19 protein-coding genes and 1 pseudogene are annotated in these 21,382 nt (G+C 40.2%); 3 read left to right on the top strand and 17 right to left on the bottom strand.

Annotated features, from left to right (window positions below; translation table 11 throughout):
• Nucleotides 1–5 precede the first annotated feature (5 nt).
• Nucleotides 6–944 carry a transketolase family protein gene (locus J2S23_RS04800; RefSeq protein ID WP_307121619.1) on the bottom strand — a complete coding sequence of 313 codons (939 nt, stop codon included), beginning with the start codon at nt 942–944 and terminating at the stop codon, nt 6–8.
• Nucleotides 934–1,767 carry a transketolase gene (locus J2S23_RS04795; RefSeq protein ID WP_307121618.1) on the bottom strand — a complete coding sequence of 278 codons (834 nt, stop codon included), beginning with the start codon at nt 1,765–1,767 and terminating at the stop codon, nt 934–936. Before J2S23_RS04795 ends, J2S23_RS04800 begins: the two co-directional genes overlap by 11 nt.
• A 278-nt stretch (nt 1,768–2,045) precedes the next feature.
• Between J2S23_RS04795 and J2S23_RS04790 the strand changes: the two genes are divergently transcribed.
• A complete protein-coding gene (locus tag J2S23_RS04790) occupies nt 2,046–3,074 on the top strand; it encodes a LacI family DNA-binding transcriptional regulator (protein ID WP_307121617.1) in 1,029 nt (342 codons plus the stop codon).
• A 134-nt stretch (nt 3,075–3,208) separates the two neighbouring features.
• Here J2S23_RS04790 and J2S23_RS04785 read toward each other — a convergent pair whose 3' ends face one another.
• The 6 genes from J2S23_RS04785 to J2S23_RS04760 are packed head-to-tail and all read right to left on the bottom strand — an operon-like array spanning nt 3,209 to nt 11,623.
• Nucleotides 3,209–6,265 carry a glycoside hydrolase family 2 TIM barrel-domain containing protein gene (locus J2S23_RS04785; RefSeq protein ID WP_307121616.1) on the bottom strand — a complete coding sequence of 1,019 codons (3,057 nt, stop codon included), beginning with the start codon at nt 6,263–6,265 and terminating at the stop codon, nt 3,209–3,211.
• Nucleotides 6,266–6,293: 28 nt separating this feature from the next.
• Complete coding sequence (locus J2S23_RS04780) at nt 6,294–8,063, bottom strand: glycoside hydrolase family 43 protein (RefSeq protein WP_307121615.1); 1,770 nt, start codon at nt 8,061–8,063, stop codon at nt 6,294–6,296.
• A gap of 15 nt (nt 8,064–8,078) precedes the next feature.
• Complete coding sequence (locus J2S23_RS04775) at nt 8,079–8,636, bottom strand: hypothetical protein (RefSeq protein ID WP_307121614.1); 558 nt, start codon at nt 8,634–8,636, stop codon at nt 8,079–8,081.
• 4 nt (nt 8,637–8,640) lie between these two features.
• Entirely contained in the window at nt 8,641–9,462 is an 822-nt protein-coding gene (locus J2S23_RS04770; protein WP_307121613.1) for a carbohydrate ABC transporter permease, read from the bottom strand.
• A complete protein-coding gene (locus J2S23_RS04765; RefSeq protein WP_307121612.1) occupies nt 9,459–10,343 on the bottom strand; it encodes a carbohydrate ABC transporter permease in 885 nt (294 codons plus the stop codon). The genes J2S23_RS04770 and J2S23_RS04765 overlap by 4 nt, the downstream gene beginning before the upstream one ends.
• A gap of 11 nt (nt 10,344–10,354) precedes the next feature.
• Entirely contained in the window at nt 10,355–11,623 is a 1,269-nt protein-coding gene (locus J2S23_RS04760; protein ID WP_307121611.1) for an ABC transporter substrate-binding protein, read from the bottom strand.
• A gap of 143 nt (nt 11,624–11,766) precedes the next feature.
• On the opposite strand from J2S23_RS04760, the gene J2S23_RS04755 reads away from it, so the two are divergent.
• A complete protein-coding gene (locus tag J2S23_RS04755; RefSeq protein WP_307121610.1) occupies nt 11,767–12,672 on the top strand; it encodes an ArsR/SmtB family transcription factor in 906 nt (301 codons plus the stop codon).
• A gap of 86 nt (nt 12,673–12,758) precedes the next feature.
• Here J2S23_RS04755 and J2S23_RS04750 read toward each other — a convergent pair whose 3' ends face one another.
• The 9 genes and pseudogenes from J2S23_RS04750 to J2S23_RS04710 form a co-directional block, all read right to left on the bottom strand.
• On the bottom strand, nt 12,759–13,154 hold the full coding sequence (locus J2S23_RS04750; RefSeq protein WP_307121609.1) for a Mini-ribonuclease 3: 396 nt from the start codon (nt 13,152–13,154) through the stop codon (nt 12,759–12,761).
• Nucleotides 13,147–14,490 (bottom strand): cysteine--tRNA ligase, encoded by a 1,344-nt coding sequence (gene cysS, locus J2S23_RS04745; protein WP_307121608.1) that lies wholly within the window; start codon nt 14,488–14,490, stop codon nt 13,147–13,149. Before cysS ends, J2S23_RS04750 begins: the two co-directional genes overlap by 8 nt.
• A 24-nt stretch (nt 14,491–14,514) precedes the next feature.
• Complete coding sequence (locus tag J2S23_RS04740) at nt 14,515–14,679, bottom strand: hypothetical protein (RefSeq protein ID WP_307121607.1); 165 nt, start codon at nt 14,677–14,679, stop codon at nt 14,515–14,517.
• Nucleotides 14,680–15,441 (bottom strand): nucleoside phosphorylase, encoded by a 762-nt coding sequence (locus tag J2S23_RS04735; RefSeq protein WP_307121606.1) that lies wholly within the window; start codon nt 15,439–15,441, stop codon nt 14,680–14,682. It abuts the gene before it with no gap.
• Nucleotides 15,442–16,305 (bottom strand): GNAT family N-acetyltransferase, encoded by an 864-nt coding sequence (locus J2S23_RS04730; RefSeq protein ID WP_307121605.1) that lies wholly within the window; start codon nt 16,303–16,305, stop codon nt 15,442–15,444.
• A 10-nt stretch (nt 16,306–16,315) separates the two neighbouring features.
• Nucleotides 16,316–16,723: a GNAT family N-acetyltransferase gene (locus J2S23_RS04725; RefSeq protein ID WP_307121604.1), complete on the bottom strand. Its 408-nt coding sequence runs from the start codon at nt 16,721–16,723 to the stop codon at nt 16,316–16,318.
• Between the two features lie 9 nt (nt 16,724–16,732).
• Nucleotides 16,733–17,356 (bottom strand): serine O-acetyltransferase, encoded by a 624-nt coding sequence (cysE, locus tag J2S23_RS04720; protein WP_307121603.1) that lies wholly within the window; start codon nt 17,354–17,356, stop codon nt 16,733–16,735.
• Between the two features lie 209 nt (nt 17,357–17,565).
• Nucleotides 17,566–19,699: pseudogene (gene pnp / locus J2S23_RS04715) on the bottom strand (polyribonucleotide nucleotidyltransferase); the annotation flags it as partial.
• A 351-nt stretch (nt 19,700–20,050) separates the two neighbouring features.
• The gene (locus J2S23_RS04710; RefSeq protein WP_307121601.1) at nt 20,051–20,449 is read right to left on the bottom strand and encodes a hypothetical protein; all 399 of its coding nucleotides are present in this window, start codon (nt 20,447–20,449) and stop codon (nt 20,051–20,053) included.
• 186 nt (nt 20,450–20,635) lie between these two features.
• Here J2S23_RS04710 and J2S23_RS04705 point away from each other — a divergent pair, with 186 nt between their 5' ends.
• Nucleotides 20,636–21,304, top strand: a complete 669-nt coding sequence (locus tag J2S23_RS04705; RefSeq protein ID WP_307121600.1) for an MIP/aquaporin family protein — start codon at nt 20,636–20,638, stop codon at nt 21,302–21,304.
• Nucleotides 21,305–21,382: the final 78 nt, after the last annotated feature.

Here is a 21,382-nt window from a genome sequence, read left to right as displayed (position 1 = left end):
TTTACCTACCTTTTTAAGAGTTCTTTAACAGATTGACTGATACCGTCAACCGATATACCATAGTGATTGAAAACTTCCGCCGTTGTCCCAGTGACAATGTGATCGTCTGGTAGAGCCATGATTTTTAAAATACCACGTCCTTCTTGAGCAACAACAGATGCGATGGCCTCTCCGAGACCTCCATGCGGACTATGTTCTTCAACAGACACAATACCTGCTGTCTCTGTGATTGCTTTTTTTACAGTCTCTGCATCAAATGGTTTTAAACTTGCAAAATTGAGAACCCGTGCTTTAATCCCCTCATTTGCCAAGTTTTCCGCAGCGTCCATAGCCACTCGAACCGTTTCACCAACTGCTGCAATCGTGATGGCATCTCCCGATACCATCTCACGCGCCTTTCCAATTTCAAATGAAACATTATCAGCTGTGAAACAATCTTCAACTGGATTTCGGCCAAGACGAATGTAGGCTGGCTTGTCTGACTTAACTAAGTATTCAAAAACTGCTTTTGTTTCATGACGGTCTGCCGGAATAATAACTTCTAAATTTGGAATGGCCCGTGTCACTGCAATGTCTTGAAGAGAATGGTGACTCATTCCTAGAGCACCGTAGCTGACGCCACCGCTAATCCCGACTAATTTGACATTCTTGTTAGAATAAGCTACGTCAACTTTAACTTGCTCAATGCTTCGCATACTAAGAAAACATGCGGGTGATGCCACAAAGGGCCGTTTTCCATTGAGAGCTAACCCTGCTGCCACACCGACTATATTTTGCTCAGCAATACCGACTTCTATATGTTGTTCAGGTAGAGTCTCACCAAACTTGACAAGAGAAGCCGACCCTCTTGAGTCACTGGTTAGGACCACGATATCTTTATTCGATTGACCTGCTTCTACTAAAACATCGCACATCACAGCTCTGTTTGCTATCTTATTTGCCATTGACTAACTCCTCCAACGCTCGATCTAGGTCAGCAATTGCTGCTTCATACTCTTCTGAATTAAGAGCATGGTGGTGCCAGCTTGCCACCCCTTCTGCAGCAGATACTCCTTTTCCTTTTAAGGTATTCGCAATAATAACCGTTGGTTTGCCTTCAACCTTGTCCTTGTACGCAGCTAATAATTGCTCGATATCATTGCCATCTTTTACATCAACCACATGCCAACCAAAGGCTTCCCATTTGCCATGAAGATCTTTTAGTCCCATGACATCTTCCGTCGACCCAGTAATTTGAAGTCCATTGCGGTCAATAATAGCCGTCAAATTATCAAGCTTATATTGAGTAGCTGCCATAGCCGCTTCCCAGACAGAGCCTTCTGCCAGCTCACCATCACCCATCAGAGTATAAGTTTGATAGTTGGCACCATCTAATTTGGCTGCTAAGGCACTCCCTACAGAAACAGATAGACCATGCCCTAATGAACCTGTGTTCATCTCAATCCCGTCAACAAGATTATTAGGATGCCCTAATAGGCGTGAATCAAATTGAGAGAAGGTTTTTAATTCTTCCTTTTCAATAAAGCCCTTATCCGCTAAAATAGCCCAAAGGATTTCAACAGCATGTCCTTTACTTTGAATGTAGCGATCCCTTTCAGGGTCTTCTGGATTATTTGGATCAACATGAAGTTGGTGATAATACAGACTGACTAAAATATCGGTACAAGACAAGTCAGATCCCACATGGCCCGCTCCCGCCTCATAGATCATGGTCACAAAATCTTTCCGAAGCTCGATAGCCTTACGTTTTAAATCTAATAAATTCATTTTTAGACATTCTCCTTACTGAAATACCCAACACAAAGACCGACAACAACTCCTTTCTATACTTTCTATACTTTCTATAGCGTTTAGGCATTTCGTTATTCTAAAACCATCCCTTTCTAACTGAAAGGATTTTACAACCTTATTTTAAGATCTACGAGACTTTCTTGCAACCGTTTTTAATAAAAAATCACTTAATTTATTTTAGTTTAGTAAACTAATTTGACATCTCTTTTATTTTCATTTATACTTGGTTTACACTAAATTTCAAGGAAAACATTATGATTAAGTTAGAAGATATTGCTCGGTTAGCGGGGGTTTCAAAGGCAACAGTCTCGCTCGTTTTAAATGATAAGCCTGGTGTTAGTCAACAAAAGAGAGAGGAAATTCTCCAGCTTGTAAAAGATCACAAGTACCGTCCATTACGAAAACCTCGACAAAAAGAAGATAATTCTTCTCGTTATATGGTTCGTCTATTGGCTTGCAACGAAGTAAATCGATTCACTTATAATTTCCAAAAACTTCCTCATTTCAATGAGTTGATCAATGATTTTTTGGTGCTTTCTCCTGATTTTCAGATTCATCTTACTGTGAATTCCATTTCCATCAACCACCTTAAAGATGATTTAATGACTCTTGAAAACCAGCAAACTTCAGACGCTATTATCCTACTCGGAACAGATCTTCCAGAAAGTGTTCTGATTAGGATAAAAGAATTGCATGACCACATCATTGTTATCGATACCTGTTTCGACCACCTTAATAGTAATTTCATTAGCATCAATAACTATCAAGGTGCTTTTATTGCTACTGAACATCTCATTCAAAATGGTCATAAAGACATTGGTTACGCTATGGCAAAATATCGGATTCGTAACTTCCAAGAACGTTATAATGGGTTTGAAGGAGCCATGAAAAAACACGCTCTGGATTCTAAGCAATTTCATCGCTTACGGTTTTCCGCTAATTCTATTGGAACGTATCCTGATAAGATTCCTTCTTCCACATTACCAACAGCATTCTTTTGTGAGAACGATTCTATCGCCATCAGTTTAATCCGCTCCCTCCAAGCTGTAGGAATTCGTGTGCCTGAAGATATTTCTGTTATTGGTTTTGATAATATTTCAGAAGCTGCTATTATCACACCAGAATTATCTACCATCGATATCAATCGCCAGTTTATGGTGACCAAAGCTCTTGAAAAAGCTGTCTCTATCATAAAAAATGGTGAAATTAATCAAACGCAGACACGCATCAATACCCGCTTAATCATTAGGGATTCTGTTAAAACGATAAAACCCCTTAGCTAATGTGCTTTAGCTAAGGGGTTTTTAAGAAAAAATTGTACTAACGCCAGCTATCAATCTTAACAATAAATTCTGATTCCACAATCTTTAAAATATCGTATTGTTTGTCTATAAAATTTGAGTCTTATAGTACTCTTTTATTCTTTAATAGGAATAAATTCGATAGTAAATGAGTATAAGAAGTCTTCATTAAGTAGACGGTACTGCTCAGCAACCTCTGGCCCACAACTAGCTGATCCAAGTCCATATTGACCATAGTCAATATTAACCTCTAAATAGTCTTCTTTTTCTAATTCATAAGTATGCTCAGATTTATCTACTTGCTCAGTTGAATAATTTCTAACAGAAAAATCAAATGACTCCCCGTAAAACTTTAATAAATTACCTTCTCTATCACTCAACCATAATGTTCGAGTTTCGATATGATTCCCATTTTCTTGAGGGCGAACATAGTTAGTCCACATCTCTTCCACATCTGCCGTCCACACTCCTATCATTCCGGCTTCTCTACTGTCTATGTAAGTTTCATTAGGACCCAAACCATACCAACTAACTTTTTGAAATGATTCGTCTAAAGCAAACTGTAAACCAATTTTAGGTAATGTTTTTGGACCATTACCATAAGGTTTCCCAAAAATTGAAACTTTTAGTTGAGTAGAAGATAAGATCTGATATTTCGTGGTTACTGATACCCCCCACTCTTGGGCAATTGCTGCAATATCGGAAACAACCTCAACAGTATAAACACCATCGTCTCTTGAAGTACTGATGTTTACAATACGTTCTTTTAGGGCGTTTACATTTTTTTCATACCATTCTTGAACGACAGGTTTAGCATGAAATTCTTCTAAGCCTAAACGATCATTATCTGTTAATGCACGCCAAAAATTCATTTTTGGTGGAAGTTTAAATAATGACTTTCCTTTAACAAACCACTGACTCCAAACTCCGAATACTTTGCTAAAGTTGAGTTCATTTTCCTGATTTTGAAAACTCAAACTATTATCCAGTTCTACTTTAGAAACATCTTCTGTTCTCGCCATATGAATAGTGTCATTTTGCTTATAGGAAGGCATTTCACTTTGGCCCCAAGCAACTACTATTGGATCTCCATTATCATTTGACGGCAAAGTCAAATCGATAAACTTAACAGTAACTAATAAGTTATCTATGTCACTCAATCTTCTTCCCAACCATTTGTTTTGGATTGGTAACAGGATCGTACAACTAGGTGCTAATTCAATATTCGGAAGAGAATAGCGATATAAAATATTTCCTTCACATTCAAATATGACTTCTCCTTGAAGAGAATCTAAATTACGAAAAGTAAAATCATTCCTAAGCTCCATCCTTTCTGCTTCTAAATCAATCTCTATATGCACTGGTTCACATATTTTTTTCCATTCATGCAAAGCAGGAGAGGGCGTACGATCTGGAAATAAAAGGCCGTCAATTACAAAATTGCCATCATGAGGGGTGTCTTTAAAATCCCCCCCATATGCATAATGCCTTTCACCGTCTATATATTGTAAAATTCCATGATCAATCCATTCCCAGATAAAACCTCCTTGGAGTCGACGATAAGATTGAAACACTTTAAAATACTCTTTAAGGCCTCCAGGTCCATTTCCCATAGCATGCCCAAATTCACAAAGAATATGGGGTTGTTTAAGTTCTTTTCTATTTCCTTGAATAATCATCTCTTCTACAGATGTATACATTGTTGAAAAAATATCAGCAGCATTATTCTCAGAAGGATTCCCCTCTTCAAGTAATCGCCGCGTCTCGCCTTCATAATGTATAAGACGAGAGGAATCCTTACTTTTTATCCATCTAGACATAGCTAAATGGTTCTGGCCAAATCCAGATTCATTGCCTAAAGACCAAATAATAATAGAGGGATGATTTTTATCACGTTCTACCATTCTCATAACTCTATCCAGATAAGTTGGTAACCACTCAGTGTCATCGCTGAAAGCATCCCAATTCCCCAGAGGCTGCATACCATGAGTCTCTATATCCGCTTCATCAATAACATATAGTCCATAATAATCGCATAAATCATAAAATCTTGGATCATTAGGATAGTGAGCTGTTCGCACAGCATTAATATTGAATTGCTTCATCAGCTGAATGTCTTTCTCCATCAAATCAGCAGAAACAGCTCTCCCTAATTCAGGATGCCAATCATGACGATTAACCCCCTTTAAAAGCAACGGTTCACCATTGACACACATCAAACCATCTTTTAATTCTACTTCTCTAAACCCAATCTTTTGAGGAATAATTTCTACAAAATCATCATGCGTCACTTCAACTAACAGCGTATACAAATAGGGAATTTCTGCATTCCAAAGAATCGGATTAGAGATATCCAAATAGTAGTCATTATCCTCATCCAATTTAAAAACAGAGTCTGCAATTTCATGATTATTATCACTAAACAAAGTCATTCTGACAGAACCATCTAGAGTTTCGCCTTTGAAAGATAACGATAATTTCAGCTTACCTTTTAAATAATTATTCGATAACTCTGTACTAGTATTTAAATCATACACTGCTTTTCGTGGACGTTTCATCAAATAAACATCCCTAAAAATCCCGCTTAACCACCACATGTCTTGATCTTCAATATAACTTGTAGCAGCCCACTGAATAACCTGCACATGCAGTCGATTAGTCCCTATCTTTATGTAATCTTGTATCATAAATTCGGATACTTCCCTACTACCAGTGCTATAACCAACCTCTTGCCCATTAATCCAAACCTTAAAGACTGTTTCAACACCCCCAAAATGTATGATCAATTCATCATTAAAATTGAATTCACTGACCTCAAAATCTTTTACATAGTACCCTGTAGGATTCAAAGTTGGAACAAAAGGTGGGTTGACTGGAAAGGGATACTCAAAGTTTGTATAATGAGGATTCCCATATCCTTGTAGTTGCCAGTGTCCCGGTACCATCAAGTCTTTCCAATCATCTAAAAGACCCATAGATAAAAATTCTTGTGGGATGATTTCAGGTGATTCTTCTAATTTAAATTTCCATTCACCATTTAAAAGTTGAAATCCCCTTGATTTTTCTCGATCAAATGTCTTTGCATCCACTCTATTATTGTATGAGAAGAAATATGCTCGTGGCTTCTCACGATTTTGGTGTAAAAGACTTACATCTTCATAAAACGCTTTCATTCTTGTCCTCCAATTACATTGACAACTATTAATCGACTATAACTTCTTGAAGCAACCCTTCTGAATCAAACGATACTGGAGAAATGCATAACTCTCGATTGAATCCGTTTCGTCCAGCAAATTTTTCTATTGGATGCGCAAAACGTTGATAAGCAATATGAGTTATATTCCCATTATTATCTTTTAAAAAACTATGATGCCCTGTACCGAGAATGCCTTTAGATTCATTTTTTTTCAAGATAGTAGATAAAAAAGTAATTTTCCCTCTCAGTTCACGCGAAATACCATAATTTACATGATAATCAGGATCACCGGTATCATTACAGGACCACGTAAAATGATAAATACCATCTTTTTTAAATACTTCTACAGCTTCTCTAAAATCTTTTAATCCTATAATTTGTGAGAAACTACCGGGTTTTATAGTAAACATATCATCAGCCAACTCACATATAGCTGCTCCTGTATTTCCAAACAGTAAATAGTATCGATTATTTTCAATATAGATAGAGGGGTCAATAACTTGATTCATTTCAATGTCATTTTTGTAAACTAATTCTGGGGTTAACAATGGAGCAGGTTCTGCGATAAAAGGGCCCTCAGGAGAATCTGAAGTCGCTACTCCAATACAACTTTTACCATCATCTCTTTTACCACAGAAATAATAGTAGTATTTCTCATCCTTTCTAGTTATACACGGTGCCCAAGCACCCTCTGAAGCCCATGGTACTTGGTTATTATCAAATTCTAAAATGGTTCCTCTCTTTTCAAAATCATTGAGTGTTTCTGATCGTAAGACCTCAAAGGTAGAACCCGACCAATTATCATTTCCATCTGTTGTTGGATAAATATAAAAATAATTATCAAATTTTATTAAATCTGGATCAGCAAATAGTCCAGAAATTACCGGATTATTTTGATCATAAAAGCTCTTTAATATTCTAGCTTCTTCTTCTGAAATAGAAATAAACCCACCGTGCCTTTTCTTCAACTCTCCCATATTATAATTCGATCGATCAACTAACTGAAAATCTCCTTGATCTAAGTCATTGATTCTAATAGGTCGATAGCCTTTATCCTCTTTAAAAAAATCTACATAAAGATATAGAGTATCGTCAATTGAATTGTAAACAACCTGTGGACCTTCAATACCGTCTAAAGACCTGAGTAATGGCACAGAGATTTCTTGGTAATGCCCCAAAAGATCCTCTGATTTCTCCAAGATAACACGACTAGTCGTCTCATCCTTAGAAAATCTATAATAAAAGTTATCTCTATGAATAATCGTAGTATCAATAATGTCTTTTTCCTTTTCTATAAATAGAAATGGTTCTGTAAATTGTTGAAAATCATTCGTATAACTAGCGTATATATTATGCTTTTTACCATCGAAACAAGCATAATATACTAGATAAGCTTTTTTGTCTTCATCAAATATCGCTTCTGGTGCCCATAGATTACTACATCCTTTTGGAGCCAAATTTATTGCTCGCGGTTCAGACCAGTAAACCAAATCATCCGACTCCCAAATGAGCAAATCTAGACTTCCTTCATGAATAGCTTTCTCCCAAGATTGGCTTTCATAAATACTTAAATCAGTTCCTAAAATGTAAAATTTCCCAGATTGATGGCGAACAAGAAAGGGATCTCTAATCCCTTTTGTACCTATACAAGATTTTAAAATAGCTTGTTTGCTATTAAGATCCTCAAAATTGAGACCATTACTACTTAAAGAGAAGTAGACAGCCTCTTCACCTTCTTCTTCTCCAATAAAGTGTGTAAATAATATATGTGTCATTTAGACTCCCTTCTCTTAACCTCTTTCTAACTCGAACACTCGAATCATATTTAAAATATAGCATGTCAAACCAACTATCAATATCCCTACTATTGAAATCCAAGAAAAGACAATAATTGTAGTAACTAGTATTACTACAGTAGTTATCGCAACCTTCGTTAAATTATTAATTAAATAGATCCAAACTACTTTAGGCTCCTTAGCCTCACTTAGTAACCAAGCCACATTTAAAAGAAAGGATAGCACGAATACCATCAAACTCCACCACTGAAAAATAATCGAAAATGGAATCCTAATCAAAATGAGCAAATTCAATAGATTTACTACTGTCATCAAAAATAGATAAAATCCAGAACTCTTGATTTGATTAATCCATTCATTACAAAATAATTGAATAATATCTTTAACATTCCGATTAGAATCTTCACAGCAAACTTCTACTACTGCCATTCCAGCATTTAAACTGGGCATAACCCCAAAAATTCCTAAAGTGATAATTGTAGATAAGACTACTAATAAAGATAGTATAACGAATATAGATAGCCATTTCATATAGTCATAAATTTGTAGCATAAAATTAACCCTTAACAGCTCCACTTGTAAGACCTTTTACTAAGTATTTTTGGGCAAATATAAAGAAGAATACCATCGGTATAATAACCATCACACTAAGAGTCATGAAAGCTGGCCAATCAACAGTAAATTCACTTATCGCTGAATAAACTTGTAATACAAGTGTTTTCTTACTTTCACTATTTATGAAAATATTTGGTGTCATAAAATCATTCCAAATCCACATCGTTTGAAAGGTTGCGGTAGTAATTAAAATAGGCTGCAATAATGGAAAAACAATCTTCCAAAAGACTTGCCATACGGAAGCACCATCTAGATAAGCTGATTCAAAAAGATCGATTGGAATAGACTTCATGTAACCTTGAATCATAAATGAACAAAAAATTGAACCAGGAAGTGTTAAAATAATTAATCCTGTTAAACTATCAATCATATTTACTCTGGACATGAGCAAATACAACGGAATAATACTAGCTTGAGCAGGAACCATGAAACCACCTAATAAAAATATTCTAATAATATTATTAGTTTTATTCGAATTGAAAACAATTGGAAATGCAGCCATAGCACCTAACAAGACTGTTAGGGTAACTCCACCCACTGTTACAAATAAAGTATTTAAGAAACTTTGAAGTATAGGGGTCGTTTCAAGTACTCTTTCATAATTTCCAAAATATGGCTCCATAGGAAAACTCAAAGGATTTTGAGTCATTTGTTGCTGAGTCTTGAAGGTTGATACCAAAATATAGTAGAAAGGTATCAAAAAAAGTACTGCAACAAAAATCATGATAATTGACAATAGATAATTTTTTTTGTTTTTTTTCATCGTAAACGTGTCTCCCGTCTACCCATTAGGAGTTGCTGAACTACTGTTATAACAAGAACTATTAAAAAGAATACGATAGATAAGGCTGACGCTAGGCCGTAATCTCCTTCTGAGATACCTCTTTGGATAATTGCTTGCGTAACCGTGTACGTTGAAAAGCCGGGACCTCCAGAAGTTAGCGAAAATGGTAAATCATAAACTTTTAATCCACCAGTTAAAAGCAACATAACACTTACTGTCATAGCTGGTGCTAATTGAGGTAAAGTGATATGAAAGAAAATTTGTAATTTATTAGCCCCCTCTATTTCAGCAGCCTCGTAAAAATCTTCCGGAATAGATTGTAAATAAGCTATGTAAATTAATGTATGGTAGCCAGTCTGTTGCCACACCGCAACAAGAATCGTTGAAATCCTTGCTAGAATTGGATCTGACAACCATTTAATAGGCGCCACCCCTATTTGTCCTATGACCGAATTGATGACCCCCGTTCCTAAGGGATTCAATAGAAACCCCCATACAAAACCTAAAAGTAGGGCACTAGGAACAGAAGGAAAGAACAATGCTGAACGAACAAAATTATTCCCAAAAAACTTTTTATCACAAATTATAGCTAAAGGAATTGCGCAACAGGTAATTAAAAAAGTAACACCAATAGTATAAAGAATTGTATATTGTAAAGCCGAAGCCATGGATGAATCATTAAATACTTTTAAATAATTTGAAAAACCAATCAAATTATAATCTAATGAATAGCCATTAAAATCACTAATAGAATATACAAACGATTGGACCAGAGGATATAGAGTAAGTACTCCGTAAACTAGTAAAATAGGGATTAAAAAATAGCTAAATTGTCTATTCATGGCACTCGTCTTAAACATACTCAATCTCCTTATTTCATTAATTCACTTAATTTATCATCCATTGATTTTAAAACGTCTTCAGGAGTAGTTTTTCCTTGGATAAGCTCTTGCAATTGGGATCTAAAATGAGTTGTTAAAATATCCTGATATGCTGGCCAAGTCATCTGAGCTAAGTAAATCTTTCCATCTTGTACAACTTGGTTAATACTAAGTAAAGAAGAATCTAATGTACTATTGACATTCTCTGTACCTTCAATAGTATACATATTATTTGAACTCCCATCACCATTCAAAGCTACTGCAGCTTCAGGTGTTGTCATGAATTCAACAAATTTGGCAGCCAATTCCGGATTCTTAGCGTTTGCATTAATAGAGTATCCAGGCGATGGTGCTCCTGCCGCGTATTCATCTCCTACTTCCTTACCTGGAACTGGAGCAATTTCAAAATCTAAATCAGGATTTGAAGTTCTGACAGTTGAAACATTCCACGGTCCCATACATACCATAGCTACATTTCCATTTATAAATTCATTAATAATTTGGTCATCAGATAGCCCTAAGATATCTTGAGTAAAAATTTCCTTCTCATTTAATTCGTTCCACATTTCCAGAGCTTCAATGTACTCTGATGAAAATGTAGTTGTCCCATCAAAAATTTCTTCATCTCTAATCCCTCCACGGCGAGCATAGTTTGATCCAATTAATGCTGAGAGGGACATAAAGTTTCCTGATTGTCCTCCTTCATAATATGGATTAATGCCACTTTCTTTAAGTTTTAGACATAATTCAATGAATTCTTCCCATGTAGTTGGAAATTCTTCGACACCAATTTCTTTTAAAATTTCTTTATTATATGCAATACCACCACCCCATGACGAAATTGAGGCCGAGTATACTTTACCTTCTGATGAGTAAAGATTCTTATTGGTTTCATTAAGATTATCCATAAAACTAAATTCAGATAAATCTGCAACATTTCCACTTGTTATCAAATTAGTTTTATTTTCTGCTCCCATCACAAAAACATCCGCAGCAGTCTTTGACAACAATTTAGTTTGTAACCCTTGAACATATTCATCAACTGGAGGTTTGTTTGAAAATTCTATAGTTACATCAGGATATTTATCTTGAAAAGCATCTAAAGCTGGTTGCATAACCGTTTTAGTATCCCATGAATATAAAGTTAGAGTTGTATTATCTTCTCTCTGAGATTGATCTCCAGATTTACTACAGGCAGCTATTCCTAAAATACTTAAACCAATCAACATAGATAAAACAAATTTTTGTTTCTTTTTCATAAAAGAACTCCTTTTATATTTTTTTAGTTATTATAACCTCATTAGTAAGCGCTGTCAATACTTTTTGGTTTATTTTTTATATTTATTGTTGACTTTATAAACTTTTTAGTTTATTATATTTACAGATAAAGGAGTGAAATTCTATGGAATTACAATTAAACCATCAAGCTTTGCCTGTTTTAAAGGCACTAGCAAGTGATACCAGAATACAAATCATTGAATTACTATCTCATAATAAATTGAACCTTACTGAACTATCTGAGAAAACAGGCCTTTCAAGTGCTATAATCGGTAGACATGTTAAATCTTTAGTAGATGCCGGGATCGTTAAAACAGAATCTTCTCCAGGAAAATCTGGGCTCCAGAAAGTTGTCGTCTTAAAAATTGATCGCCTTAATTTAGAATTCCCACAAAAGCTCTATACTGCTTATGAAACTTACCAACAACACATTCCAATCGGTCATTTTTCTGATTTCTCAGTAAAACCAACATGTGGGTTAGCAACTACTGAAACTTATATCGGGGTATATGATGAGCCAAAATATTTCTCTGATCCGCGAAAATATGATGCTGGAATTTTATGGTTTACCTCTGGTTTTGTTGAATACCAAATTCCGAATCTTCTAGAAGAAACTGATACACTTGAAATGATAGATCTTTCTTTAGAAATAGCTTCGGAATTCCCATATTCTAATAACGTTTGGCCCTCTGATATTACCTTTACAATAAATGATATACCACTCGGTTTTTGGACAAGTCCTGGAGATTTTTCAGATACTAGGGGAATATATACACCAAAATGGTGGCCTAATGACACAAATCAGTATGGAATCCTAGTAAATTTACGTATTACAACTGGAGGAACTTATGTTAATGGTAGCAAGATTTCTCTTAATGGACTTAAAGAAATTCTACCAACATTAAATTCACAATGGAAAATTAAACTTTCTGTTGAGCAAGATTCCGAAAATGTAGGAGGATTAACAATATATGGAAAAGGCTTTGGTAATCATAACCAACATATTATTCTAACAACTTATTTTCGATAAAGATTTTTTTAAACAAAACCCAACGCGACTCCCCTGAGTTAGAAATACAAGTCCTAACTCAGGGGAGTCGCGTTGGGTTTTGTTTTTTATTCCATTTCCACCCGCTCAATGCACCAGGCGATCAGTTCTTCCAAGCGGTCGTGGCGCTCCAGCATGTGGAGGTAGCCAAGGACGGCTTCAAAACCAGTGGACATCTTGTAGGTGATAATGTCGGTGTTTTTAGCTTTGGTGTGGGTACTGGCATTACGGCCACGTTTATAGATGATTTCTTCTTCCTCGGTCAAGAGGTTTTCGTCCAGCATTTGACTGACCAACATGGCCTGGGCTTTAGCCGAGACGTAGCGGGTTGCCTTGTGGTGCAGCTGACTGGGCTTGGTTTGTCCCTGAAAGATGAGGTGACGGCGAACATACATGGAGTATACCGCATCACCTTCAAAAGCCAGGGCGACACCGTTGATCAGTTTGACATCAACTTTAGTCACGCAACCACCTCACACCATCCTTGGTATCCAAGAGCTTAATCCCTTGCTCTGCCAGTTCATCGCGGATTCGGTCTGCGGTCGCAAAGTCGCGATTCGCACGAGCTTCCTGACGCTGGGCAATCAAGGCCTCAATGTCTTCATCTAGTACTTCCGTCTTAAAGGCAATGCCAAAAACAGCCAGCATGCGGGCAAATTCCGTCTTGACCACTTCAGTGTAGTTGCCTGAATTGATCCACTTAGCCAAGTCAAAGAGCACTGTCACGCCGTTCGCCGCATTGAAGTCATCGTCCATGGCTTCCTCGAAACGCTGGATAAAGCTGTCTAATGCTGGGTCATCCGCTTGCCCAGTCAGGGGCTGTGAATAAGTGTTTTTCAGGTACTTGATATTGGTCTCCGCATCGTGGATGGCCTTCTCAGTATAGTTGACCGGACGACGGTAATGCTGGGTTGCTAGGAAAAAGCGCAAGACCTGACCATCGACCGTTTCCAGCATATCGTGAGCAGTCACAAAGTTACCTAGAGACTTAGACATTTTTTCGTTATCTATGTTGAGCATGGCATTGTGCATCCAGTAGTTGGCAAAGGTCTGACCGGTCTTGGCTTCTGACTGGGCAATCTCATTGGTGTGGTGGGGGAACTCTAAATCGGCTCCGCCGCCGTGGATATCAATGGTGTCACCAAGCAACTCCGTCGCCATGACAGAACACTCGATATGCCAACCTGGGCGCCCGTCTCCCCATGGACTGGCCCAAGACACCTCGCCCGGTTTGGCCGACTTCCAAAGAGCAAAGTCGACTGGATTTTCCTTGAGAGCCGACTCGGCATCCACACGGCCACTGGCTCCCAACTCCAGATCTTCTAGGGTCTTATTGGCGAGCTTGGCATAGTCCTTGGCCTTTTCGACGCGGAAATAGACGTCGCCACCACTTTCGTAGGCATAACCTTTAGCAATCAAATCCGCCACAAAAGCGATAATCTCATCCATGAAGTCAATGACCCGTGGGTGGACCGTTGCAGGCTTAACGCCAAGCTTGGTCACGTCCTCACGAAAGGCTGCGATAAACTTGTCCGCAAAGGCCTTGGTGTCCATCTGAGATTCCGCAGCACCTTTGATAATCTTATCGTCCACGTCCGTGAAATTGGAAATGTAAGTGACCTCGTAGCCACGGTACTCAAAGTAACGGCGAATGGTATCAAAGGACACGACACTTCTGGCGTTACCGATATGAATGTAGTTGTAAACTGTCGGTCCGCAGACATACATCTTGACCTTGCCCTCTTCCAGAGGAACAAATTCGCGTAAACTGCGGCTCATGGTATCGTAAATGCTAATCACAGGTTTTTCCTTTCAAAAAGAGGCTTACTTTCGGGCAATGTAGTAGAGGTAGAAAAAGACAAGCAAGGCAAAGGCTAAAATAGCAAGAGCTGCTAAAGGATTCCCAGCGTGAAACTGAGCAGAGCTCGACAGCAAGCTTCCCACAAGATAGATCGCAAAAAACTTATTTTTCTTAAAAAAGGCTTTCATTTAAAGCTCCTTAGCAATAGCTAAAGCGATCTCGAAGAAGGTCAGTACATCTGCTGTCCGCTCTTCTTGGCGTTTGTCCCACTGGTTGGTCGTGTGGTCTACATAGTCTGCCGTGTAGAAGAACTGGTAGACCTTGGCTGAGCGAAACTGGGCCCAGGCCATGATGGCAGACGCTTCCATATCGACTACGGATGCCCCAACCGCCAAGCGACGTTTGACCTTATCGGCCGTCTCTCGGTAAAAAGCATCGGTCGTCCAGGCCTTGGCACGAACGTGTTCAATCCCGTGTTTATCTAGGGCTTTTTCCATGGTCAAAAGCAGAGCTTCCTCATAGGCGATCTCATCGCTAGCTGGTGCATAGTGGTAGCTGGTCCCCTCGTCCCGTAGGGCTGACGCTGGCAGAATAATCTTATCGGCTCCGATGGACTTGTCCAGAACCCCACAAGAGCCCAAAACAATGAAATTCTCAAAACCAAAAGCCTTGAGTTCTTCCAGTTGTCCTACTGCCATGGCTGCGCCAACCACCGCCATCATGACCGCCACCTTGAGCCCATCTTTTTCATAAAGATAGACCGGATTGTGGCCGTTAATGCTGTTGACAAATCCAATCTGCTTGACGCCTGGCATCTGGCTCACGCGCTGCACAATTTCCCCATTGAAAGAATAAATCAAGGTCGGACAGACCTCGTCCATCCGGTGACTGACGCCCAGATTACTTGGCTCAATGACCGCAGGACCATTTTCAAATTCTTCTAGTAGCATTTAGCCTCCTTGGGGATAGTCCAGATAAATGATTTGCGTCTGTTCGGCAAAGCCGATTTTTTCATATAGACGCATTGCGCCAACATTATCATCTTCCACAGCAATCTGAAAGGCCTTGTCATTTTGCTCTATCAGGGTATTGACAATCGATTGGACCAAATAGGTTCCGTAGCCTTGACCTTGATGACTAGGCAAAACAGCTAAGCCGTAGAGGTAATTGTAGTCTGAACTCACATCAACAGTACAAGAAGCGATGACTTCCTCGCCTTTTTGGAGAAGGTAGAGCAGGCTGTCAGGATCTCCTATGGCTTCTCTAGCATAGCGCAGACTGACGTCATAAGAATTGTCAAAGACCTGACTTTGAAAAGTGGCTATCGCTTCACTATTTTCCAAAGTCGCCTGGTCAAACACAATATCCTTCCGGCTACTCAGAGGATAGGACGTCCGCTCACGAACCAACCAGGTGTCTCTATCTGGATTTTCAACCAGGCCCCAATGTTTCGGCAAACAAGGGTTCTTTTCTAGAAAGACCCGCTCTGTCCAAAAGGTCACTTCTGTAATCGGATAGCTAGTTGTCTCTGCCTGAAACGTCTTAAATAGCTGCCTGGCAATGCCTTTTTGCCGATGGTCTGGATGAACCAGTATAGCTAACTCAGCTTCCTCATCATCCGCATAGACGGATAAAAGGCCAACTAATTGATCTTCTTCATAAGCCAAGAAAAAAGCTGGCATGGTCGGATCAAAATTCAGCATATTTGACAGATAAGGGACACGAGCTGTCCCATCTGCATTTTGAACAGCTGCAATCAAGCTTTTAGAGGCAGCTAACTGGTCGTCTGTTAACCGAGAAACGGCTGTTATCATGGTCTTTCTCCTATATTCTTTTGACGAAGAAATGCTCCGAGTAGCCGTCTGTTTCATGACGATAATGGCCAACCTCTTCATAGCCGATGGCTTTATAAAAGTCATAGCCCTGCCAGTCAAAGGTATCCAGACGTATGGTGTTGGCACCTAATGCCTTAGCCTGCTTTTCCATTTCTAACATGAGCTGACGCCCTAGGCCCGCTCTGCGGTAAGACTCTGAGACAAACACCGTCGACACATAGAGAATGTTAAAAGCGGTCATCGTCGCAGCTAAGCCAGCGATTAGTGTTCCAGTGTCATCTTTAATCCCGATAGAGACCTTACCCTCTTTGGGATAACGGATAAACTGACGGTCATACTTGTCAAGGTTATTTTCTAGGGTTGTTACTTCCTTTTCGGTCAAGGTTACCATTTCCATTTTTTCTACCTACAAATGCGAGGAATGGTGGCTGGCATCACGCATAGCTTCCAGTTTTGTTGTGTAATACTGCCCTTCTCGGACTTCTTCCAGTTGATGGATGGCTTCTTCGTCTTTTTCGCCATGGACACGGACAACCTTGGCTGGTATACCTACTACCGTTACGTCTTCTGGGACATCTGCCAGAACCACTGAAGCCGCTCCAACTTTGGCATTGCGGCCGACTTCAACCGGCCCAATCACTTGTGAATGGGCTGAAATCAGAGCGCCTTCTCTTATAGTCGGATGGCGCTTGCCCACATCTTTTCCTGTTCCGCCAAGGGTTACCCCATGATAGAGCATAACACCTCGCTCAACAATAGCTGTCTCCCCAATCACCAGTCCAGACCCGTGGTCGATGAAGACCCCCGGAGCAATCTGAGCCCCTGGATGGATCTCAATCTGCGTCCAAAACCGCCAAAATTGACTATGCATGCGGGCTAATAACTTAAAATTATGGTTCCAGAGAAAGTGGCTAATTCTATGCGCAGCTAGAGCCTTGATGCCAGGGTAGGTCAAAACCACCTCAAGACCATTTCGTGCCGCTGGGTCTAAGTCTTTTACAATGTCAATGGATTCTCTCCACCAGCCCATAGGCCACCTCCTTTCATCTGGTTCTGTCAAAACGGATTGATTGATAAAGCGACGAGGCTGGCTTTTGGCCCGCCTCATCTCATTGTATTACTGGTCACGTTTCACTTCGTGGAATTTCAGTCCACCAAAGCTATTGTCATCTTGGCGCGGTTTGCGGTTATGATCGTGAGTCTTGCTATGATTGTTATGCGCCTTATAGTCACGTTGACGACGTTCTGGTTTTGCTGGCTCCTCATAACCTTCCGGTTTTGGAAGGAGTGCTTTCATAGAGGCATCGATACGGCCTTTCTCGTCAATCTTGATGATTTTAACATCGACGTCATCACCGATTTCAACCAAGTCCTCAACGCGATTGGTTCGTGCCCAAGCCATTTCAGAGATATGCACCAGGGCATCTGTCTTTTCAAAGAGGTTGACAAAAGCACCGAATTTTTCAATGCGAACAACTTTAGCGCCTGTGAAGACTTCGCCGACCTTAGCTTCGCGCAGGAGGTTTTGAATAATTTCTTTGGCTTTTTCAATGGCATCCCGATCGCTCGAGAAGATAGACACATTACCTTCTTCGTCGATATCGATTTTCACACCGGTTTCTGCGATAATCTTATCAATAGTCTCGCCACCTTTACCGATAACAATCTTAATCTTATCGACATCAATCTTAATGGTATCAATCTTAGGTGCTGTTGGTGCCAAGTCAGGACGGACTTCTGGAATGGTCGCTTCAATCACATCAAGGATTTCAAAGCGGGCTTTCTTAGCTTGCGCAAGGGCCTCTGTCAAAATCTCTGGCGTAATCCCTGAAATCTTGATGTCCATCTGAAGGGCAGTAATCCCCTCACGGGTACCTGCTACTTTGAAGTCCATGTCGCCGAAGTGGTCTTCAAGACCTTGAATATCGGTCAAGACGGTGTAATTGTTGCCGTCTGAAATCAGACCCATGGCAATCCCTGCCACTGGCGCCTTAATTGGCACACCACCTGCCATAAGGGCAAGGGTCCCCGCTGTGATGGATGCCTGAGATGAGGAACCATTTGATTCCAAGACTTCTGCCACCAGACGGATAGCATAAGGGAACTCTTCAAAGCTTGGCAAGACTTGCTCAAGCGCACGCTCACCAAGCGCTCCGTGACCGATCTCACGACGGCCTGGCGCACCGTAACGGCCGGTTGAGCCGACAGAGTATTGTGGGAAGTTATAGTGGTGCATGAAACGTTTCTTGTACTCGTCTCCAAGGCCATCAATGATTTGTGTTTCACCGAGTGGCGCCAAGGTCAAGACAGAGAGCGCCTGGGTTTGGCCACGGGTAAAGAGACCTGAACCGTGTACATTTGGCAAGAAGTCAACTTCAGCATCGAGCGGACGGATTTCATCGACACGACGGCCGTCAGGACGAACCTTGTCTTCCGTGATAAGGCGACGCACTTCTGCGTGCTCCATCAACTCCAAGATTTCATTGACATCACGCATGATGGTGTCAAAATTCTCGTCGCCTTCAAACTTCGCTTCGTAGTCGGCAATCACACGCTCACGCACGCTATTAGTCGCGTCTTCGCGCGCCAATTTTTCCTCGACTTGGACTGCTTTCTTTAAGTCATCGTTGTAGATAGACACAATCTCAGCTTGCAAGACTTCATCCACATGGAGCAATTCCACTTCCGCTTTAGCTTTGCCAACCGCTGCCACGATTTCGTTTTGAAATTCCAAGAGTTTTTGGATTTCGGCATGGCCCAATAGCAGAGCTTCCAGCATGATCTCTTCTGACAACTCTTTGGCACCAGACTCTACCATGTTAATGGCGTCTTTGTTCCCAGCCACAGTCAATTCAAGCAAGGATTCTGCTTGCTGGTCTTCTGTAGGGTTGATGACCAGTTCACCATTGACATAACCAACCTGAACACCCGCGATAGGACCGTCAAATGGGATATCTGAGATGCAAAGGGCCAGAGATGAGCCAAACATAGCAGCCATCGGTGCGGACGCATCGCCATCGTAAGAGAGAACGGTGTTGATCACTTGGACTTCGTTGCGGAAGCCTTCAGCAAACATGGGACGGATTGGACGGTCAATCAAGCGCGCTGTAAGGGTCGCATCCGTTGATGGACGGCCTTCACGCTTGAGCCAGCCACCAGGGAATTTCCCTGCGGCATACATTTTTTCTTCATAGTTGACTTGAAGAGGGAAGAAATCGCCTGTCGACATCTTCTTGGACATCACAGCAGCCGTCAAGACAGTACTGTCACCGTAGCGAACCACTACAGCACCGTTAGCTTGCTTGGCGACTTGGCCTGTTTCAACAATAAGGGGACGGCCTGCAAAGGTCGTTTCAAAAACTTGTTTTGTCATTTGTTCTCCTGACATCACTCCGTAAAACCCAACGAAATTCTCATCGCTGACACATTTATCACGATTGATTTTTTCGTAACTCTTACAGATTGGTCTATTGTTTTTATTCGGACGTGTTTTCCACAAAAAACAACCGGCTAAAAGAGAGCAAACCCATTGACCAGCTCTTCTTTGTACAAAACCACGTACCGCCTTCTATTTTAGCATATTTTTAGCAAAATCAAAAACAGCAGTTCATAAAAAACCACTGTTTTTGAGATTTTTTCAAAAAAGAGGAAGAATTTCTAATAGCTAGCTCCCCAGACTAACATCTAAAAGAATTGTTCAACAACCTATGACAAACTGACTCTCTTAGCCTTCTTCATCATCACTTGTAAAAAGAGAAAAGCCCCACCAGCGTTTCCAGTCAGCCTTGGTCAAGCGAAAGACGAATGCCGACAATAAAATGGCGATTAGAAGAGATACGAGGACAAAGACTTTGGAGAGGCGTAACCCATCATATCCAAAGGTTGGAATCGCATAAACCATGATGCCAGTAAAGATCAGTGTAATCAGCAATTTGTACCAACGAAAGCCTTTGCCGTCCGCATGATTAAAGGCATAAACAAAAGGAAAAATAAGGCTTATAGGCGGCACACCATAATGACTTCCCGTATCTTGGAACATCAGGAGGGTTGTCATTCCCATCCAGATGGCCCAGTTAACCAAAAACCACTTTAGCCACTCGAATAAGTATTTCTTAGCTGTCATTTGACCACCTCTTTTCGCGCGAAAGCCTTTCTAATACTAATATAGCAGTTTATCCGGCTTTGTCAATATAGCGTTTTCATAGATTGCTGTTGCCATTTTTTGCATGGTTTTTCTCAAGTTATTGAACAAATCCCTTGAAATTTTCTTGGAATTTCCTTAAACTATTTTCATATGGAGGAAATCATAATGAAAAAATTTGTTGCCGAATTAATCGGTACATTCATGCTTGTCTTTTTCGGGACAGGTGCAGTTGTCTTTGGAAATGGTGTTAACGGTGTAGGTCACTTAGGTATCGCCTTAGCCTTTGGTTTGAGCATTGTTGCTGCAGCCTACTCTATCGGTACAATTTCAGGTGCTCACTTAAACCCAGCTGTTTCGATTGCTATGTTTGTGAATAAACGTTTAGATGCTAAAAATCTTGGCATCTACATCCTTGCTCAACTTGCTGGTGCTCTTCTTGGGTCAGCAACTCTCTACTTCTTCTTGCTGAACGCAGGTGTTGAAGTGACTAGTCTTGGAGAAAATAGCTTTTCACAAGTGAACGCTTTTGGCGCATTCTTGTTTGAATTGATTGTCTCTTTCATCTTTATCTTGGTTATTGTTACCGTAACTTCTGCTACTAAAGGCAATGGCAAAATTGCTGGTCTCGTTATCGGTTTGACATTGGCCCTTCTCATCCTAGTTGGTCTTAACGTGACTGGCCTTTCAGTTAACCCAGCCCGTAGCTTGGCTCCTGCCTTGTTTATCGGTGGAGCTGCTCTCAAGCAAGTTTGGGTCTTCATCCTTGCTCCAATCGCAGGTGGTGTTCTCGCTGCCCTTGTTGGCAAACACCTTCTTGGTACTGAAGAAGCTTAATCAATAACAGATGAAAACAGCAGATGAACGTCTGCTGTTTTTTGTGTGTTCGTCATTTTAATGATCGTTTTATATTAC

Source organism: Streptococcus moroccensis, from assembly GCF_030812835.1.
GTDB classification, from domain to species: Bacteria; Bacillota; Bacilli; order Lactobacillales; family Streptococcaceae; genus Streptococcus; species Streptococcus moroccensis.
Note: the sequence above shows the minus strand (reverse complement) of the source record. Positions and strands in the feature narration are given on the sequence as shown.

Coding starts and splice junctions, on each gene's coding strand:
- J2S23_RS04800 (WP_307121619.1), bottom strand. CDS start 944: ATGGCAAATAAGATAGCAAACAGAGCTGTGATGTGCGATGTTTTAGTA.
- J2S23_RS04795 (WP_307121618.1), bottom strand. CDS start 1,767: ATGAATTTATTAGATTTAAAACGTAAGGCTATCGAGCTTCGGAAAGAT.
- J2S23_RS04790 (WP_307121617.1), top strand. CDS start 2,046: ATGATTAAGTTAGAAGATATTGCTCGGTTAGCGGGGGTTTCAAAGGCA.
- J2S23_RS04785 (WP_307121616.1), bottom strand. CDS start 6,265: ATGAAAGCGTTTTATGAAGATGTAAGTCTTTTACACCAAAATCGTGAG.
- J2S23_RS04780 (WP_307121615.1), bottom strand. CDS start 8,063: ATGACACATATATTATTTACACACTTTATTGGAGAAGAAGAAGGTGAA.
- J2S23_RS04775 (WP_307121614.1), bottom strand. CDS start 8,636: ATGCTACAAATTTATGACTATATGAAATGGCTATCTATATTCGTTATA.
- J2S23_RS04770 (WP_307121613.1), bottom strand. CDS start 9,462: ATGAAAAAAAACAAAAAAAATTATCTATTGTCAATTATCATGATTTTT.
- J2S23_RS04765 (WP_307121612.1), bottom strand. CDS start 10,343: ATGTTTAAGACGAGTGCCATGAATAGACAATTTAGCTATTTTTTAATC.
- J2S23_RS04760 (WP_307121611.1), bottom strand. CDS start 11,623: ATGAAAAAGAAACAAAAATTTGTTTTATCTATGTTGATTGGTTTAAGT.
- J2S23_RS04755 (WP_307121610.1), top strand. CDS start 11,767: ATGGAATTACAATTAAACCATCAAGCTTTGCCTGTTTTAAAGGCACTA.
- J2S23_RS04740 (WP_307121607.1), bottom strand. CDS start 14,679: ATGAAAGCCTTTTTTAAGAAAAATAAGTTTTTTGCGATCTATCTTGTG.
- J2S23_RS04735 (WP_307121606.1), bottom strand. CDS start 15,441: ATGCTACTAGAAGAATTTGAAAATGGTCCTGCGGTCATTGAGCCAAGT.
- J2S23_RS04730 (WP_307121605.1), bottom strand. CDS start 16,305: ATGATAACAGCCGTTTCTCGGTTAACAGACGACCAGTTAGCTGCCTCT.
- J2S23_RS04725 (WP_307121604.1), bottom strand. CDS start 16,723: ATGGAAATGGTAACCTTGACCGAAAAGGAAGTAACAACCCTAGAAAAT.
- cysE (WP_307121603.1), bottom strand. CDS start 17,356: ATGGGCTGGTGGAGAGAATCCATTGACATTGTAAAAGACTTAGACCCA.
- J2S23_RS04710 (WP_307121601.1), bottom strand. CDS start 20,449: ATGACAGCTAAGAAATACTTATTCGAGTGGCTAAAGTGGTTTTTGGTT.
- J2S23_RS04705 (WP_307121600.1), top strand. CDS start 20,636: ATGAAAAAATTTGTTGCCGAATTAATCGGTACATTCATGCTTGTCTTT.